The sequence below is a fragment of the Nonomuraea sp. NPDC049784 genome, assembly GCF_040659615.1.
Lineage (GTDB): Bacteria > Actinomycetota > Actinomycetes > Streptosporangiales > Streptosporangiaceae > Nonomuraea.
Genome location: NZ_JBFAMX010000197.1, coordinates 1 through 17,113, shown reverse-complemented (window position 1 = coordinate 17,113; position 17,113 = coordinate 1). Strand labels below are relative to the sequence as shown.

Here is a 17,113-nt window from a genome sequence, read left to right as displayed (position 1 = left end):
AGGTGATCATCGCCGGGGCCGGAGGGGCGGCGCACCTGCCCGGGATGCTGGCCTCCGTCACGCCGCTGCCGGTGATCGGGGTGCCGGTGCCACTCAAATACCTCGACGGGATGGACTCCCTGCTGTCGATCGTCCAGATGCCCGCCGGGGTGCCGGTGGCCACGGTGGCGGTGGGCGGCGCTCGCAACGCGGGGCTGCTGGCCGTACGCATCCTCGCCGCGTCGGACGTGAAGCTGCGTGAGCGCATGGAGGAGTTCCAGGCGCGGCTGAAGGAGCAGGCGTACGCCAAGGGCGAGAAGCTCCGCGCGGAGGCCGCCCAGCTGAAGAGCTAGGGCGGCCGCCCGGCCCCTGAAACCTAGGGGCGGCCCAGGGCGCGGTAGTGCCATCCGGCGGACCGCCACGTCTCGGAGTTCAGGGCGTTACGCCCGTCCACGATGCGCCGGGTCGCGACCACCGCGCCCAGCTCCTCCGGATCGAGCTCCACGAACTCCTGCCACTCCGTGAGCAGCAGCACCACGTGTGCCCCGCGGACCGCCTCAACGGCCGACTCGCCATAGTTCAGCTCGGGGTGAGCCTTACGAGCGTTGCCGAGCGCGATCGGGTCGTACACGGTGACCTGTCCGCCCTGATGGCCGATGGTCACGGCGACGTCCAGCGCGGGGGAGTCGCGAATGTCGTCCGAGTTGGGCTTGAACGCGGCGCCCAGCACACCCACGGTGCACCCGTGGAACGAACCTCCGGCCAGCTCCCTGGCCAGGTCGACCATGCGGGCACGGCGCCGCTTGTTGATGGCGTCCACCTCGCGCAGGAACGTCAGCGCCTGGTCCGCGCCCAGCTCCCCGGCCCGCGCCATGAACGCCCTGATGTCCTTGGGCAGGCAGCCGCCGCCGAACCCGAGCCCGGCGTTCAGGAACCGCCCGCCGATCCGGTCGTCGTACGACAGCGCCTCGGAGAGCTGCTTGACGTCGGCGTGAGCGGCCTCGCAGACCTCGGCCATGGCGTTGATGAAGGAGATCTTGGTGGCGAGGAAGGCGTTGGCGGCCGTCTTGACCAGCTCGGAGGTGGCGAAATCCGTCACCACAAACGGAAGGTCGCCCAGCGGCTCATACACCTCGCGCAGCACCTTCTCCGCTCGTTCGGTGCGAACGCCGAGCACGATGCGGTCAGGGCGCAAGGTGTCCTCGACCGCGAACCCCTCACGCAGGAACTCGGGGTTCCACGCCAGCTCGGCCTGCCCTCCGGCGGGGGCGAGCCGGGCGAGCTTGTCCGCGAGCCGCTCGGCGGTGCCGACGGGCACGGTGGACTTGCCGACGACCAGGCACTCCCGGTCGAGGAGCGGGGCGAGGGTCTCGATGGCGCTGTCGATGTACGTGACGTCCGCGGCGTACTCGCCGCGTTTCTGCGGTGTGCCCACGCAGATGAAGTGCACGTCGCCGAAGGCGGCGACTTCCTCGTAGGAGGTGGTGAAGCGAAGACGGCCGGATTCGAGCCCGCGGCGGAGGACCGGTTCGAGACCGGGCTCATGGATCGGAAGCTCACCTTGGTTCAGTTGGCGGATCTTGTCGGGGTCTATATCAAGGCCAAGAACCTCGAATCCAAGATCGGCCATGCACGCCGCATGCGTGATGCCCAGGTATCCGGTCCCGATCACCGTGAGGCGATATGGCACGAGTGAGCTCCTTTCGGTCGCGCAGGCATGCTACCGGTCCTCGCTCTCCTACGTGCCACCTGCACCTCTTCACAAACCGTACTAGCTGGTAACAAATGCTCGGACGTCCTAGTATCTAGCGCATGAGCTTCCCTCTTTACGCGCCCGCCGAAGAGCACGACCTGCTCAGGGAGACGGTCCGGGCCCTGGCCGACGAGAAGATCGCCCCGCACGCCGCCGCGGCCGACGAGACCGAGGAGTTCTCCTGGGACGTCTACAAGGCGCTCGTGTCGTCGGACCTGCACGCCGTACACATTCCTGAGCAGTACGAGGGCGCCGGGGCGGACGCTCTGGCCACCGTCATCGTCATCGAGGAGGTGGCCCGCGCCTGCGCCTCCTCGTCCCTGATCCCCGCCGTGAACAAGCTCGGCACGGTCCCCCTCCTCCTCTCGGCCTCGGAGGAGCTGAAGTCCCGTTATCTGCCCGGGGTGGCGAGCGGCGAGGCCATGTTCTCGTACGCGCTGTCGGAGCCGGAGGCGGGCTCGGACGCGGCGGCCATGAAGACGAAGGCCGTACAGGACGGCGACCACTACGTGCTCAACGGCACCAAAATGTGGATCACCAACGCCGGTGTCTCGGAGTACTACACCGTGATGGCCGTGACAGACCCGTCGGCCGGCGCCAAGGGCATTTCGGCCTTCGTCGTCGAGAAATCGGACGAGGGCGTCTCCTTCGGCCCCAAGGAAAAGAAGCTCGGCATCAAGGGCTCGCCCACCCGCCAGGTGATCCTGGACGATGTCCGGATCCCGGCCACCCGCATGGTCGGCGCCCCCGGCACCGGCTTCAAAACCGCCCTGGCCACCCTGGACCACACCCGCATCACCATCGCCGCCCAGGCTCTGGGAATCGCTCAGGGCGCCCTGGACTACGCGATCGGCTACGTCAAGGAACGCAAGCAGTTCGGCCGCCCGGTGGCCGACTTCCAGGGCCTGCAGTTCATGATCGCCGACATGGCCATGAAACTCGAGGCGGCCAGGCAGCTCACGTACCACGCGGCGGCGAAGTCGGAGCGGGCGATGAACGGCGAGCCCCAAAAGGACCTGACGTTCCTGTCCAGCGCCGCGAAGTGCGCCGCCTCGGACGCGGCCATGGAAATCACCACGGACGCGGTACAACTGCTGGGCGGCTATGGCTACACGAAGGATTTCCCGGTGGAGCGCATGATGCGCGACGCCAAAATCACCCAGATCTACGAGGGCACCAACCAGATCCAGCGCATGGTGATGGCCCGTCAGCTCCTCAAGTAAGTCCCCAGAGGCCCAGGGGGAAGGCGCGGTCTTTGCGGGATGGCGCTTCGCGTAAGGAGCTCAGGCTGTGACATTGGGGGGGTACGACCCCCCAACGCTCAGGGGGGCGCTGAAAGTCATCCCAGCTGGGTCGTCATCAAAGCGCCCCATCCCGTGGGAGTGGTCTTCAGCGCCCTGCCGGACTACTGGCAGAGGGTGGAGATTCCCCCGCGTCCCCAAGTGCAGGTGTCGATCTTCTTGAGGTCGCTGCCTCGGTAGAGGCCGGCCGAGTCCCCGTCGTTGTTCCAGACGTACCACTTACGTCCCCAATGCAAGGTGGTTGTGCTGTCAGCCCCCTGACCCGAGCGCACGGTCACCGACTTGCCCGGCTTGAGAGTGAATCTCGGGAATCTGTACTTGTAACCGGTCTCGTCCCGCAGGATCCACTTCTCGAGCTGAATGGCCTGCTTGGACGTGTTGCGCAGCACCGCATATTCGCCATTGAGGGAGACGTTGCCGCCCCGGTCGGACCCCGGCGAGTCGTAGTAGACCTTGACGATCTGAACGACCGGGGTCGCGGCCTGAGCGGACGTAGAGGCCAACGGTAGGACCACGACCGCGACGCCTGTGGCCGTGAGTAGACGCTTGAGCACTATGGGCTCCAAAGAGCTAGAGATGGAACGTGACATCAATGGGACGATTGCGGCCATTCCGAGGTTGGCGATCGACGGTGTCCGCATCCGGCCACTGGATTCGTGTCAATCTGCTGCGCACTCTGACCCACTGCTCATGCGTCGTCATCGGGGAATGGAGGAGTGCGCGAAGCTGACGTGAGGAACCCGTACGAAGGCTCATGTCGAGCGGCTCGGCGGCCTGCGCCTGCCCTCGGGATTAGCGTCCCTTCGGTGACTCACGGCATCATCGCCGAGATCGTTGGCATTCGGTCAACGACTGGATGGAGGCACGGGATGAGCGGCGAGCCCACCACTGGAATGTTGCACCACGTCGAGATCTGGGTGCCGGACCTGCCACGAGCCGTCGCGAGCTGGCAATGGCTGCTGGAGGCCCTCGGCTACACGGTCTTCCAGGATTGGAGCCACGGCCGCAGTTGGCGGCTCGGGGCCACGTACCTGGTCCTGGAGCAGTCGCCCGCGCTCAGCGCCGACCGGCACGACCGATGCCGCCCTGGTCTGAACCATCTGGCCTTTCACGTGGAGAGCCGCGCCATGGTCGATGCCCTGGTCGACCAGGCGTCCGCGAACGGCTGGACGTTGATGTTCCCTGACCGTCACCCTCATGCCGGCGGGGAGCAGCACTACGCCGCCTATCTGGAGGACAAGGACGGGTTCGAGGTCGAACTGGTCGCCGCTGACGCACCAGGCACCTGAGGTTCCGTGACGGAGCGACCGGCCGAATGCCGGGCAGCGGCTGCCGGTGATGACCCTCGTGTGGCTCTGGTAGGGCTCGAGCGGCTGTATCGGCCGTAAGGAGCTGGATGGGCAGTTTTGGGGTACTTCACTGCGAGTTCATGCATATGTCAGACAACGACATCTGGCCGGTATAACGTCTGGTTTCGGTCTGTTCCTTAACTGAAGACGGGTACCGCAACATGCGCAAAGTCCTGACGCTGGCCGTGGCCGCCACCGCCTCGCTCGCCTTGCTAGCCGCCCCGGCCGCCGCCGACAGCCGCCCCCAGGAGCTGCCGGCCGACATCTACGGGGGCGCCTGGACCGAAGGGCACGTCCAGGGCATCGCCATCGACCAGCGCAAGGGGTACATGTACTTCTCGTTCACCAACGTCCTGGTCAAGACCGACCTCAAGGGCAACCTCATCGGGTCGGTGACGGGCTTCACCGGGCACCTCGGCGATCTCGACTTCAACGCCAAGGACGGCCGCGTGTACGGCTCCCTGGAGTACAAGGAGCAGGAGTCGTTCTACATCGCGATCTTCGACGTCGACCGCATCACCAGCCCGAACATGGACGCCCAGACCACCGGCGTGGTCAAGACGGTCTACCTCAAGGAGGTCGTCGCCGACTACACCGCCGACATGAACGGGGACGGCAAGTTCGACGGGAACGTCGCCGACACAGCCGATCACCGGTACGGGTGCAGCGGCATCGACGGCGTGTCCTTCGGGCCGGAGTTCGGCAAGAAGCACGGCAAGCAGCTGCTCACCGTCGCCTACGGCATCTACTCCAACGTCGGCAGGCAGGACAACGACTACCAGGTCATCCTCCAGTACGACATCCAGCAGTGGAAGAAGTACGAGAAGCCGCTCACCGAGAGCGACCCGCACAAGAGCGGCCCCGAGAACACGGACGGCAAGTACTTCGCCTACACCGGCAACACCACGTACGGCGTGCAGAACCTCGAGTGGGACGAGCACACCGGCAACTGGATGATGGCCGTCTACAAGGGCAAGAAGCCGCAGTTCCCCAACTACACCTTCTTCATGGTGGACGGCGGCGCGCGGCCGAGCGAGGGGGACATCGTCGGGCAGCCGCAGCCCGAGCGGGGCCGGCTGCTCGCGCTGGCGCCCGGCGGGCTCCAGCACGACGCCTCCGGCGTCAGGGGATGGGAGTTCACCGGTGAGTACGGCCTGATCTCGCTGGGCGGAGGCCGCTACTACGTCTCCAAGTCGGGGACGGTCACGGAGAACGGCGTCAGCAAGTACACCAGCCACGCGCAGCTCTACCGCTGGACGGGCCAGACCCCGACGCCGTTCGAGAAGGTGGGCTGAGGGCTGAGGCACAAGAGCCGGGGACGGCGAGCCGCCCTCGGCTCTTGTGCCTGAGTGCCCTCGGATTTGCCGCAGAAAGGACACTTGCCGCACGCTCGATGAGCTCCCAGCGAACGGGCGGCCACGGCTGTTAGGGTCGGTCCTCATCCTCACGAACGAGCAAAGCGATTCTGTATGGGAGGGTCATGCGGGCCACGACGAAGACCGTCGCCTTGCTGATCGGAGTAGCCGCTCCGATGGCGGTGGTGGCGCCCGCGGCCGACGCGCAGGCGCGTCCGGCCTGGGTCGCCTATCACGGACTCACGGCCGCCCAGAGCGTGGAGCGGGTCCGTCAGCTCAAGGATCAGGGCTTTCGCCCGATTACGGTAAACGTTTCCGACGGTGAGCGATATGCGGCCGTTTGGGTTAAGGGCGGGTCGCCGTCCAACTGGGGCATCTGGCAGGACATGTCGGCCGAGGCGTTCCAGCAGCGGTTCGACCAGGAGTCGCGGGAGGGGGCGCAGCCGGTTTCCGTCTCCGCCACCGGGCCGGGCGACTCGCCGGTGTTCACCGCCGTCTTCGAGAAGAGGCGCGGGAAGTTCCTCGCCAAGTCCGACCTCACCCCCGACCAGTTCGGCGCCGCCAACAAGCAGGCCGCCGGCCAGGGGCTCGCGCTGACCTCCGTCGACGTGTACGGCACCCCGGACGACCTGCGGTACGTGGGCGTGTGGACGGTCAACACGGGCGGGGCCTGGTACTACACCTACGGCAAGACCAGGGAGCAGCACGAGGCGGCCTTCTACGCCAAGAAGAAGCAGGGGTTCCGGCCGGTCAAGGTGGCCGTGGCGCCCGACGGCACGTACACGGCGGTGTGGCGCAACGACGGCGTCAAATCCTGGGCCCACTACATCGACATGACCTCCTCCGGCTACCAGAAGCGGTTCGACGACCTCAAGAGGAAGGGGCTGGCCCCCGTTCAGGTGAACGCCGAGAACGGACGTTACGCCGCGATCTGGCAGTAGGAGGCCGCACCCGGCTACTCGGCCAGCAGGATCCGGACGTCTCCCGAGGTGCTGCGCGCGGTGATGGTGCTGGCGCTCTTGGCGTCGTGCTTGAGCTCGGAACGTTCGGTGCCCTCCTTGCTGTGGGCACTTATCGCGTAGGCGGCCCTGGGCACGGTGGCGGTCACCCTGCCCTCTTGGGAGCGCAGGTCGAGGGCGGTGGGCGGGCTGGCGAACGCCACGTCGATCGCGCCGTCCGCCGTCCGGCACCTGACGTCCGGCGACTTCAGCCCGTCACCGGTGATCGGGCCCTCGCTCAGCAGCCGCAGCCTTCCCGTCGTGCCCGACACCTGGATGCGGTCCCGGCTGGACACGTCCACGTCCTGGGTGAGGCCGTTCAGGATGACACCGTCCGCCGCGTCGATCGACAGCCGCACGCCGGGCGGGACCTTGACGTGGTAGCGGGCGCCGCAGTCGCCGAGGACCATGTTGCAGTCGGCGCCCAGGCGGAGGGTGCCGTCGCGCAGGGACCAGGTGGCGTTGCCGTCGTCGGCGGCCTTGCCGCGCACCCACCGCTCGACCTCGACCCGGCCGGCGGTGCCCGGGAGGACGCGCACACCGCCCAGCGAGGAGCTGATCTTCAGGGCAGTGCCGCTCAAGGGGAACGACCGGGCAGAGCGGACCTCCTCCGCCTCCAGGTCCACTCCGCATCCCGTCGCCGCCAGCGCAACCGCGAGTGCTGCCACGATTCGTCTCATGGGGAAGATCGTGGCCGAGCACCCGCGGCTCGCCATCGACCATCCGACCGAACACCGGCCGCCCGCCATCGACCATTCGGCCATTGGCGGGCCGCCGCAGGCGGCTTCTCCGGGCGAACGAGCTCAGAGGGCCGAGAGCAGCGCCGTGACGTGCTGGAGCGGGTCAGAGCCGAGCGGCCGGACCGCCACCGTGCCGGCCCCGGCCGCCCACAGCGCCTTGACCTGCTCGGCCGCCGCTTCAGGGGAGCCCACGGCCATCACCACCTCCTCGGGCGCGACCCCGAGGAAGCCCGCCTGCCCCTCCACCATCGGACGCGTGACCTCCTCGAAGTCGGCCCCGGTGTGCAGGAACGTGAAGACCACCAGCTCGTGGTCGGATTCACTCCCGATCTGGTCCAGGATCCCGGGCAGCTGCGCGGGCCCGACGCCCTCCGGCACGATCGTGCCCTGGGCGACCCGGCCTGACAGCGCAAGCGAGCGTGGCCCCTTCACCCCTGCCAGCACGGGCGGCGGCACGGCCGGCGGATGCACCAGGGACACCCCGTCCAGATGGACGGACTTCCCGTGCAGGGTGACCGTCTCGCCGCGCAGCAGCGCGCGTACGGCCGTGATGGTCTCCTCCAGGAGGGCCAGGGGTGACGGCGGGGCGGCGCCCACCTGGCGCATCCAGTCGCCCACGCCGTGCCCGATCCCGGCGGCCAGCCGCCCGGGATGCACCCTGGCCAGGTTGGCCAGCTCCATGGCCAGCAGCATCGGGTTACGCAGGGGAGCGGGCGTGATGCCGATGCCGACGCGCAGCCGGGAGGTGACGGCGAGCGCGGTGGCGGCCGCCGAGATGCCGCCGGTCCATCCGAGGTCCTCCACCACCCAGAGATCGTCCACGGACGTCTCGTCGAGCGCCCTGGCGAACGGGATCAGCTGCTCGGGCGGCAGATCCCGGTCGAACATGACTCCAAGTCTCACGATGTCCTCCAGTAGTAGCGGAACAACCGGCCGACCTCCGCGTATCCAGCACGCATGAACGCGTCGGCCGTGGGAACGTTGGCGACGTCCGTGGCCGCGACGATGCGCTGCAGACCGGCCTCGGCGAGCGTGCGGGTGCCCCTGGCCAGGAGGTCGTTGACGTAGCCGTGGCCACGGTGCTCGGGCACGACGCCGATGTAGGCGATCGAGTGGTCGTCGGGGGCCACCAGGCCGACGGGGGAGTCGCCCAGGTAGCCGATGACGAACCAGTCGGGCTTGGCCTTCCGGTTCATCAGGTCGTCGTACATCCATCGGGCTTCCCGCTCGGCGCCCGCCGTGGCCACCTCGATCTGCGTGTCGTAGTCGAGCGAGCCGTCCGAGATGCGGATGAGGATGTCGATCACCTCGGCCTGGTTCATCCGGCGCGCAGGGCGGTACGTCAGGCGGCCGGGATCGGGCGGGATGTCGCTGCCCGCCACCCATTCGAGCACGAGCCGCTCGACCTCCATGGCGAACCCGGCCAGGCTCAGGGCCTCGTGCTCGACGGCGCGATCGACGACAGGGCTGAGGCCCGGCTTGAGTGAGATGTCGTGGATTATCTTGCTCAGCCCCATCGTCCGCAGGCTGCTGCGCAGCAGCTCGGCCGCGGCGGCGGGGTCGGGGCCCGGATCGAACTGCCAGATGATCACCGGCTCGGAGCCGGCGAAGGGCGCCCAGAACGCGAGGCGCGCCTGCCCTTCCACAAAGCACCACTCAGGCCGGGTCCTGCCCTCGTCGAAGGCGGCCGCGAGCTGAGAGCGCCCTGGCTCGGGGAACTGGTCGAACAACGTGAAAGCCTCCGCACCTGAGGGGGCGCTCCCACGACTTCATGCGGCCGTGCGAGGTGTGCCCACGATGACATGACCATGTTCTCGCACAGATCGGATCAGCCGGGCCGCCCCGCTGAAGGTCAGGCCGCGCTGCCGAAGGCTGAGCGGGCCTCTCCGAGGGAATCGCGCGTCTCGAAGTGCCGGTCGAGGTTGGTGATCGTCAGCAGGTGGCGGATCATGCCGGGGGCGAGCACGAGGATCAGGCGGCCCTTCACGCGGTGGACGTGGTTGAGCGTGGCGACCAGTACGCCGAGGCCCACGGAGTCGCAGAAGGGGACCTCGGTCAGGTCGACGACGAGGTTGAGCGGATCGGTGGCCGCGATGGCCAGTTCGAGCTCGGCTCGCAACCGGGGCGCCCCTGCCACATCGAGGTCACCGACTACGTATAGCACCGTACAGGGGTCCTCGCGCCACGATCTGACCACCATGGGCCTCACCTGCCCGAAACGCCGATCGTTATAGTTATTGCTTACATATGTTTTCCATTGCCGTCTTTGTTGTACTTGTAACACTCGGCTTGGGGGATGGTATGGAAGTCGCCTTCGGTTTCGCGATTTTTGGCTGGTCGCTGCCGAGGATCACCTCGACGCCCTGGACGTCCGCCTTGTTCAGCTCCGCCCCCGGGATGGCGGCGGCAACGACCTTCGCCCAGTCCTCGCGGTCCGCGTTGTACCGGATGACCGTCTTCTTGTAGTCCTTCTTGGTCGTGTTACCCGGCTCGCCGGGGACCTTGAACCCGTACGCGACCAGCGCCGCCTTGCTACGGGCGCCGAGGCCCGTGATGAGCGTGCCGTTCTTGACCTTGAGTGTGATGCGCTGCGGCGGGATGCTGGTGTTCGTCGGCTTCGGAGACGGCGAAGGGGTGGCGGGCTTCGCCAGATCCTGGTCCGCGTTGATCCTGGCGAACATGTCGCGGGCGGCCTGCTTGTCCCACAGCACCGCCGACTCGCCCGTGGGCGCCCTGAAGTCGACGTTGGACAGCGGCACGTCGGCGAACTTCACGTCTGCGAGCGAGACGTCCCTGAGCTGCGTCGCCAGGCCGAGCAGCCCGTCGTCGGGATCGACCTTGACCGTGCTCAGCGTGGAGTTGACGAACGCGGCCAGCTTGCCCGGGTTGGCCAGCGTGTCGGCGCTGAGCGCCCGGTTGAGCAGGGCGGAGATGACCTGCTGCTGCCGGTCGATGCGGTCGAGGTCGGAGCGTGCGGTGGCGCGGGTGCGGGCGTAGCCGAGGGCCTGCACACCCTGGAGCTGGTGGGTGCCCGCGGGCAGGTTGAGCCCGGTCTTGGGGTCGTTGATCGGCACCGGCGTGCAGACGGTGACACCGCCGAGCGAGTCGACGACGTCGATGAAGCCGAGGATGTTCACCTCGATGTAGCGGTTGATCTGGAGCCCGGTGGCGGCCTCGACGGCCTGCTTGGTGAGCTTGGGCCCGCCGAACTGGTACGCCGAATTGATCTTGTGGTCGCCCTTGCCGGGGATCGTCGTCCAGGTGTCGCGCGGCAGGCTGACCACGGTGACCCGCTTGTGGTCCTCCGACAGGTGGATGACCATCATGGTGTCGGTGCGCTGGCCGGCCTCGCGGCCCAGCTTGAGCTGGTTCTGCTGCTGGCGGGTGAGGTCGTCGCGCTTGTCGATGCCGACCATCAGGATGTTCTCGGCGCCGTGGGCCGACGGCGGGGACACGCCCGCGTCGACGGTGCCGATCTGCCGCGGGGTCGCCCACACCACACCGGTGGTGACCAGGATCCCGGTGGACAGGAAACCGGCCACGAGCACGTTGCGCCGGCGGGCCTTGGCGCTCTTGATCGGCCTGCGGGGGCGGGTGGGCGGGAGTTTGACGCCGCCGTAGGCGTCGCCGCCCACGAGCACCCCGGCGTCCTCCTCGCCCGTTACCTGCCCTCCCCCTTCGCGCATGCCGCGCCCCCCTCTGGTCACCCGGAGGATCGGGCTTTCGATTGCCCTCCTCCCCTGGTCGTACAGTAGCGTGAGCCCCGCCATGAAGCAGTTCCCCGACTCGCCGCAGGCCCCCGCGGAAACGCGCGCCTGGCCCCCCATTTCCGTCGTCATGCCGGTCCTCAACGAGGAGCGGCACCTTCGCGAGGCCGTCGACCAGGTCCTCGCCCAGAGCTACCCAGGTGAGATCGAAGTCGTGCTCGCCGTGGGTCCGTCCCATGACCGCACCCAGGAGGTCGCCGACTCCATCGCGGCGGCCGATCCCCGGGTGACCGTGGTGCCCAACCCGACCGGCCGCACACCCAACGCGCTCAACGCCGCCATTGGCGCCTCGCGTAACGGCATCATCGCCAGGGTCGACGGCCACGCCATGCTGCCATCCGACTACCTGCGCGTCGCGGTCGAGACGCTGGAGGAGACGGGCGCCGACAATGTCGGCGGCATCATGGCGGCCGAGGGCATCACGCCGTTCGAGCAGGCCGTCGCCTGCGCCATGACCTCCAAGATCGGCGTGGGCGCCGCCGCCTTCCACGTGGGCGGCACCGCAGGCCCCGCCGACACCGTCTACCTCGGCGTCTTCCGCCGCTCGGCGCTCGACCGGGTGGGCGGCTACGACGAGCACTTCCAGCGCGCCCAGGACTGGGAGATGAACCACCGCATCCGCCAGAGCGGCGGCCTGGTCTGGTTCCAGCCGCGCATGCGGGTCTCCTACCGGCCCCGGCCCAACGTCAAGGCGCTGGCCAAGCAGTACTTCCACTACGGCCGGTGGCGGCGGGTGGTCTCGCGCACCCACGAGGGCACGATCAACCTGCGCTACCTCGCGCCGCCCGCCGCGGTGCTGGCCATGCTGCTGGGTCTGATCGTCTCGCCGTTCTTCCTCTGGTCGCTCATCGTTCCGGGGGGCTACGTGGTCGCCATAGCGGCGGGCTCGGCGTTGACCGGCGGCGGGCTGTCGGCGGGAGCGCGGCTGCGGCTGCCCATCGTGTACGCGACCATGCACTGCTCGTGGGGCTGGGGCTTCCTCACGAGCCCGAAGAAGCTGGCCAGGCCCCCGGGCTCATGACACGGGCTCATGACTGCGCGAACACGCGCTCCACGGCGGCGTCGAAGCGGGCCAGGGCGTCCGGATACTCCGGCCCGAGCAGATAGCTCCTCAGTTTGACCCTGGCCCGGGCCAGCGTGTCCTCCCCGTCGAGGAAGTCCGCGAGCCCGGCCAGGTCCGTCTCGAGCAGCACACCCGCCTCGGTGCTCGGGTAACGCTCGTGAAAGGCCTGCTCGGGCAGGCCCGCGACGTTCGTCACCGCGTACGGCTTCTCGCTGGCCAGGAAGTCGGCCACGACGCTGGAGATGTCGGTGATCATCAGGTCGCACTGGTTGAAGCAGTCGTACAGGTGCGGCTCGGGTCCCGTGACGATGAGATGCTCGATCCGCGGTGTCTCCCCGGACGCCTGCGACGGGTGCCTGGCCTTCGACTTCGCCAGCTCCGACGCCTCGATCATGGCCACGATCTTCTTGTGCGCGCGGGTCGCGCTCCTGTCGCGGTGGCCGGTCAGCGGGTGCGGCTTGTAGATCACGCGCAGCCGCGGCCGGTGGTCGAGCAGCGCCCGCACGATGCGCGGGCCCATGGTGATCAGCGACGTGTGGAACAGGTCGTCGTTCCAGCCCTCCCAGGTGGGGGCGTACAGGACGGTGCGGTACGGCAGCCCCGGTCCCCGCGTCGAGATGCCCTCAAGCTGTGGCCGGCCGACCTCGTGGACGTTCTCGTCCCTGACGCCCACCCTGGCCCGGCGGTAGCGGTCGCGGCCCGCGGGCCCGGCCACCCACACCTCGTCGTACACCCGGGAGAACGGGTTGAACGAGGCCTCCTTGTCGCTGTCGCCGTGGTTGAGGAACGCGCTGCGAAGGTTCGGGATGCGCAGCATGTGGACGTTCCTGCCGACGTTGGAGACGTACAGGCAGAGCTTGGCGCTGGACAGGGCGCGGAAGCTCATCAGGTCGGCCGACGACGGGATGCACAGGATCGGCAGCGTGGTGGAGTCGAGGTGGCTGGCCATGCCGCGCTCGCGCAGCACGACGATGGCGCGCCGGCTGATGCGCTCGAGCGTGGGCAGCCACATCCTGGCCTGGTAGGCGGCCGCGGTGGCGCCGGAGAAGTACAGGATGACCTCGGGGCGGTACCTCTCGACCTGCTCGCCGACGACCGCCAGGACGCTGGCCTTGTCGGTGAGCGGGGTGGCGCGCCGCACGTACGGGATGAGCGCGAGCGCCCCCGCGGCGCCCAGTACGAGCGCCAGGGCGGCCCCGATCGCGGCGGGCGCGGCGCCGGCGGCGGCGCCGAGCACCGGGAGGGCGTCCAGGTAGAGGAAGTGGACGCTGCGGCTGTCGCGCAGGAACGGGGGCGGCATCTTCGGGATGCGCAGCGCCGAGACGTCGAGGTTGCGGGTGGTCACCGGCATCCTGCTGAGCGTCCCCTTGAGCCGCAGGGCCAGCCCGGTGTGCCCGGCGCGCACCACGTGAATCACGAACATCCCGGCCGCCAGCGCCACGAACCACGGCGAGTCCACTCCCGCGGTCCGCGCCACCAGCAGCAGCGCCATGGTCTCCCTGACCACGAAGCGCAGCGTGACGCCCAGGTGCACCCTGCCGAGCAGCTCGGGCAGGGGCCTGGTGGCGCGCGGGGCAACGTACTCCAGGACATAGGAGAGCACGGCGACCGCTCCGAACACCGCCGGCGCCGGCCAGAGGGCCGACACCAGCAGTACGGGGTAGCTGGCGAGCAGGGTCGCGATCGCGATGAGTCTCCTCATGTGATCGCACGGTAACAATCCGCGGGTCAAGCGCCGTCCACGCGAACGTCTGCGACGTATCAGGGCAAGTCGGAGATTGACGGAGTTGAGGCGAGCTGGAAGAGCAGCTCGGCGATCCGCAGGTCGGCGGGATGGGTGACCTTGATGTTGTGCTCGCTGCCTGGCACGAGGTGGATCGGCACGTCGGGCAGGTAACGCAGCACCACGCCGCAGTCGTCGGTGGCAGGGCGGGCGGCGAAGCCGGGGTCGGCGAGCGCCCGCTCGTACGCCTCGCGGATCACCGAGAGCCGGAAGCACTGCGGCGTCTGGCTGCGCCGCAGCACCGACCTGTCCAGCACCTCGCCGATCACCTCGCCCCCGGGCCCCGGAACGGCGACCAGGACGGTGTCGGAACTGGGGATGGCCACGTTGACGGCCCGATGCGTCTCCAGTGCCTTGACGCACTCGGTGATGATCCGGGGCTCCAGGAGGGGGCGTACGGCGTCGTGCAGCAGCACGTTGCACTCCTCGGTGCCCAGCGCCTGGAGAGCCAGCCACGTGCTCTCGGTACGGCTCGCGCCCCCGTCCACGACCTTGCTGACCTTGTCGTATCCGCCCTTGGTCACGATCTCGCGTATCCGGTCGGCGTAGCCGGGCGTCATCAGCACCACGATCTCGTCGATCTCCGGCGCGTCCTGGAACACCGCCAGCGAGTGCTCGATGATCGTCTTTCCCGCGACCTCGATGAGCTGCTTGGGCTTGCCCAGCCCGATCCGCTGCCCCACGCCGCCCGCGAGCAGCACCCCGACCGACCGCAACCGTGAATCCATATCGGCAGCGTAAGCCAGGCCGGCCGGGCAAGGCCCAGCGCGGGCCGCCCGGTTTGCTATCGTGATCTTGGATCTGTGCGGACGCGCCAAGGAGATCGCATGACCGAAAGCAGCCCGAACATCCCGCTCGGTGTACCCACGGCCGCGCGCATGTACGACGAGGCGCTGGGCGGCAAGGATCACTTCGAGGTCGACAGGGCGGCCAACGCGAAGCTGTACAGCATGATCGGCGAACACCGGGTGCGCTCCACCGCCCTGGAGAATCGCCGGTTTCTCGGACGCGCGGTGCGGTACCTGTCGAGAGAGTGCGGCATCCGCCAGTTCCTCGATGTCGGCTCGGGGCTGCCGACCGCCCGTAACACCCACCAGATCGCCAGGGAGGCCGACCCCCATTCGCGGGTCGTCTACGTCGACATCGATCCGATCGTCGCCGTGCACGGCAGGGCGTTGCTGGCCGACGACTCCACCAGGATCGTCACCGCGGACATGCGCCGGCCCGAGACCATCCTGGACAATGCCGAGGTCAACGGGTTCCTCGACTTCAGCCGGCCGATGGCGGTGCTGTTCGTCGCGGTGTTCCACTTCGTCACCCCCGCCGAGGACCCCGCCCGGATCGTGGCGGCCTTCCGCGAACGGCAGGCCCCGGGGTCGTACGTGGCGATCTCCCACCTGACCACCGACGGGATGTCGGAGAAGGAGCAGGAGGGGTGGTATGCCGGGTTCGCCGGTGCGACGGTCCCTCTCGTGCTCAGGAACGAGAAGGAAATCCACCGCATATTCGACGGCTACGAGCTCGTTGAACCCGGTCTGGTGCGCCCGTGCGACTGGCGCCCGGAGGATGACGGCTCGCCCCGCACCACCTCACTGTTCGGCGGCGTCGGCCGAGTCGTGCGGCCCTTCTGAGGCTCCAGTCCCCGAAGGCCGCGCCGGCGGTCACTTAACACCCGGAAAGCCTTGACCCCGGACAAGCGCACGCCCGTCGAGGTCACGTCTTCCCGTCGGGCGCCACTTTTACCGGCAGAGTAACGGTCTCGTTCCGTGATATCGCCTTGACCGGTCGCTACGCTGTGGCTACGCACCCCCAAGCCACGCGGCTCCCGTGCGACCGGGAGGAGACCTGCGCTTTGCCCGACTCATTGACCCGCGAGACCACGGCCACATCGGTCGTCCTGCTCGCCACGACCCCGGCATGCAAGCTCTCCTGTGCCGACGGCACACTGCTCGACCGCGTCACGGACCAGCTCGCCACGCTGCCCGTCCGCGAGATCCAGGTGGTGAGCCCAGGTGGCGGCCTCGGCGCCGACCTCCGGGGCATCGCGAAGATCGCCCGCATCTCCGCGGGCGTCGTGGCCGTTCTCCCCGCCGACCTGGTGGCGCACACCGAGGCGCTGGCGCTGCTGCTCGACCACCCCGCCGGCGACACCGCGGCCCTGGTCTCCTACGACGCGACCGCGGCGCCCATGCGGCCGCCCGTACGCGTGGAAGGCCACAAGATCGTCGCCGCGGGCAGCTCGTTCCACGTCGTCCCCGAGGCGAACGCCACGTTCAGGGGCGTGCTGCAGGCGGGCGAGGCCGACCTGGCCTCGCTGGCCGACATCGCGGAGGAGCTGGCCGAGCTGGCCGACACGGGCAAGCTGGGGCCGGTCACCCCCGTCGAGGCGGTCGACCTGCTGCTGGTCGGGCTGGTCAGGTCCGGCGTGGAGGTGCGGGCGGCCGGGCTCGGGGCGCTGCACGCCGACCGGGTGGCCGGCCAGAACGCCGCCGACACCGCCGTCACCAGGCTGGCCGAGGTGGACGAGGCCAGGGTCAGGCTCGACCTCTCGATCAAGGAGGACGACGGCTTCTTCGCCACCTTCCTCGTCTCCACCTGGACGCGCCACCTGATCAGGCCCGCCGTCCTGCTCAAGGTCGCCCCCAACACCGTCACCGGCGCCTCGATCGGCCTCGCCGGGCTGGCCGCCGTCTGGTTCTCGGCGGGCACGCAGGGCGGCCGGCTGGTGGGCGCGCTGCTGCTCTACCTGTCGTTCGCGCTCGACTGCCTCGACGGGCAGCTCGCCCGCTACACACGCACGTTCTCGCCGTTCGGCGCCTGGGCCGACGGCATGGCCGACAGGCTGAAGGAATACGCCGTCTACGTCGGCCTGGCCTTCGGCTTCGGCGGCGACGAAATCTGGCACCTCGCCGTGGCCGCCATGATCCTCCAGGTCGTCCGGCACTCCGTCGACCTCGCGTACGCGGGGGCCGTCGCCGACGTGGCCCGCGTCGGCGGGCTGTGGGGGCGCCCCGCGCGCTCCCTG

The 17,113-nt window shown here is 68.8% G+C and carries 17 protein-coding genes; 8 read left to right on the top strand and 9 right to left on the bottom strand.

The genetic code is table 11. The annotated features are described in order from the left end of the window. A partial coding sequence (locus tag AB0J09_RS32025) for an AIR carboxylase family protein (protein WP_360699048.1) occupies nucleotides 1–332 on the top strand: 332 nt, incomplete at its 5' end. A gap of 23 nt (nucleotides 333–355) precedes the next feature. Here AB0J09_RS32025 and AB0J09_RS32020 read toward each other — a convergent pair. Further along, complete coding sequence (locus tag AB0J09_RS32020; protein ID WP_360699046.1) at nucleotides 356–1,669, bottom strand: UDP-glucose/GDP-mannose dehydrogenase family protein; 1,314 nt, start codon at nucleotides 1,667–1,669, stop codon at nucleotides 356–358. Between the two features lie 122 nt (nucleotides 1,670–1,791). Between AB0J09_RS32020 and AB0J09_RS32015 the strand changes: the two genes are divergently transcribed. Then, nucleotides 1,792–2,955, top strand: a complete 1,164-nt coding sequence (locus tag AB0J09_RS32015; RefSeq protein WP_360699044.1) for an acyl-CoA dehydrogenase family protein — start codon at nucleotides 1,792–1,794, stop codon at nucleotides 2,953–2,955. A gap of 182 nt (nucleotides 2,956–3,137) precedes the next feature. On the opposite strand, the gene AB0J09_RS32010 is transcribed toward AB0J09_RS32015, so the two are convergent. Then, nucleotides 3,138–3,587, bottom strand: coding sequence for a lamin tail domain-containing protein (locus AB0J09_RS32010; RefSeq protein ID WP_360699042.1), 450 nt, complete (start codon nucleotides 3,585–3,587; stop codon nucleotides 3,138–3,140). A 315-nt stretch (nucleotides 3,588–3,902) separates the two neighbouring features. Between AB0J09_RS32010 and AB0J09_RS32005 the strand changes: the two genes are divergently transcribed. From AB0J09_RS32005 to AB0J09_RS31995, 3 genes are all read left to right on the top strand, one after another. After that, a complete protein-coding gene (locus AB0J09_RS32005) occupies nucleotides 3,903–4,322 on the top strand; it encodes a VOC family protein (RefSeq protein WP_360699040.1) in 420 nt (139 codons plus the stop codon). A 221-nt stretch (nucleotides 4,323–4,543) separates the two neighbouring features. Next, complete coding sequence (locus tag AB0J09_RS32000) at nucleotides 4,544–5,677, top strand: hypothetical protein (RefSeq protein WP_360699038.1); 1,134 nt, start codon at nucleotides 4,544–4,546, stop codon at nucleotides 5,675–5,677. A gap of 185 nt (nucleotides 5,678–5,862) precedes the next feature. Continuing rightward, nucleotides 5,863–6,678, top strand: a complete 816-nt coding sequence (locus AB0J09_RS31995; RefSeq protein WP_360699037.1) for a hypothetical protein — start codon at nucleotides 5,863–5,865, stop codon at nucleotides 6,676–6,678. 14 nt (nucleotides 6,679–6,692) lie between these two features. On the opposite strand, the gene AB0J09_RS31990 is transcribed toward AB0J09_RS31995, so the two are convergent. The 5 genes from AB0J09_RS31990 to AB0J09_RS31970 all read right to left on the bottom strand — a co-directional run bounded on the left by AB0J09_RS31990 (nucleotide 6,693) and on the right by AB0J09_RS31970 (nucleotide 11,161). Then, entirely contained in the window at nucleotides 6,693–7,415 is a 723-nt protein-coding gene (locus tag AB0J09_RS31990; protein ID WP_360699035.1) for a hypothetical protein, read from the bottom strand. 123 nt (nucleotides 7,416–7,538) lie between these two features. Beyond that, complete coding sequence (locus AB0J09_RS31985; RefSeq protein ID WP_360699033.1) at nucleotides 7,539–8,378, bottom strand: LLM class flavin-dependent oxidoreductase; 840 nt, start codon at nucleotides 8,376–8,378, stop codon at nucleotides 7,539–7,541. Further along, nucleotides 8,375–9,205 (bottom strand): GNAT family N-acetyltransferase, encoded by an 831-nt coding sequence (locus tag AB0J09_RS31980; protein ID WP_360699031.1) that lies wholly within the window; start codon nucleotides 9,203–9,205, stop codon nucleotides 8,375–8,377. The genes AB0J09_RS31985 and AB0J09_RS31980 overlap by 4 nt, the downstream gene beginning before the upstream one ends. A gap of 122 nt (nucleotides 9,206–9,327) precedes the next feature. Continuing rightward, nucleotides 9,328–9,675, bottom strand: a complete 348-nt coding sequence (locus tag AB0J09_RS31975) for an STAS domain-containing protein (RefSeq protein ID WP_360699029.1) — start codon at nucleotides 9,673–9,675, stop codon at nucleotides 9,328–9,330. A 34-nt stretch (nucleotides 9,676–9,709) separates the two neighbouring features. Next, nucleotides 9,710–11,161 (bottom strand): LCP family protein, encoded by a 1,452-nt coding sequence (locus AB0J09_RS31970; protein ID WP_360699027.1) that lies wholly within the window; start codon nucleotides 11,159–11,161, stop codon nucleotides 9,710–9,712. Nucleotides 11,162–11,243: 82 nt separating this feature from the next. Here AB0J09_RS31970 and AB0J09_RS31965 point away from each other — a divergent pair, with 82 nt between their 5' ends. Beyond that, complete coding sequence (locus tag AB0J09_RS31965) at nucleotides 11,244–12,263, top strand: glycosyltransferase family 2 protein (RefSeq protein ID WP_360699025.1); 1,020 nt, start codon at nucleotides 11,244–11,246, stop codon at nucleotides 12,261–12,263. Between the two features lie 7 nt (nucleotides 12,264–12,270). Here the strand turns inward: AB0J09_RS31965 and AB0J09_RS31960 are convergent, their stop codons facing one another. Both AB0J09_RS31960 and AB0J09_RS31955 read right to left on the bottom strand, forming a co-directional pair. Continuing rightward, complete coding sequence (locus AB0J09_RS31960) at nucleotides 12,271–14,007, bottom strand: CDP-glycerol glycerophosphotransferase family protein (protein WP_360699023.1); 1,737 nt, start codon at nucleotides 14,005–14,007, stop codon at nucleotides 12,271–12,273. 59 nt (nucleotides 14,008–14,066) lie between these two features. Continuing rightward, on the bottom strand, nucleotides 14,067–14,816 hold the full coding sequence (locus tag AB0J09_RS31955; RefSeq protein ID WP_360699021.1) for an IspD/TarI family cytidylyltransferase: 750 nt from the start codon (nucleotides 14,814–14,816) through the stop codon (nucleotides 14,067–14,069). A gap of 99 nt (nucleotides 14,817–14,915) precedes the next feature. Between AB0J09_RS31955 and AB0J09_RS31950 the strand changes: the two genes are divergently transcribed. Together AB0J09_RS31950 and AB0J09_RS31945 are read left to right on the top strand one after the other, a co-directional pair. Continuing rightward, entirely contained in the window at nucleotides 14,916–15,719 is an 804-nt protein-coding gene (locus AB0J09_RS31950; RefSeq protein ID WP_360699019.1) for an SAM-dependent methyltransferase, read from the top strand. Between the two features lie 221 nt (nucleotides 15,720–15,940). Continuing rightward, nucleotides 15,941–17,113, top strand: a 1,173-nt coding sequence (locus AB0J09_RS31945) for a CDP-alcohol phosphatidyltransferase family protein (protein WP_360699017.1), incomplete at its 3' end; no start/stop codon positions are given.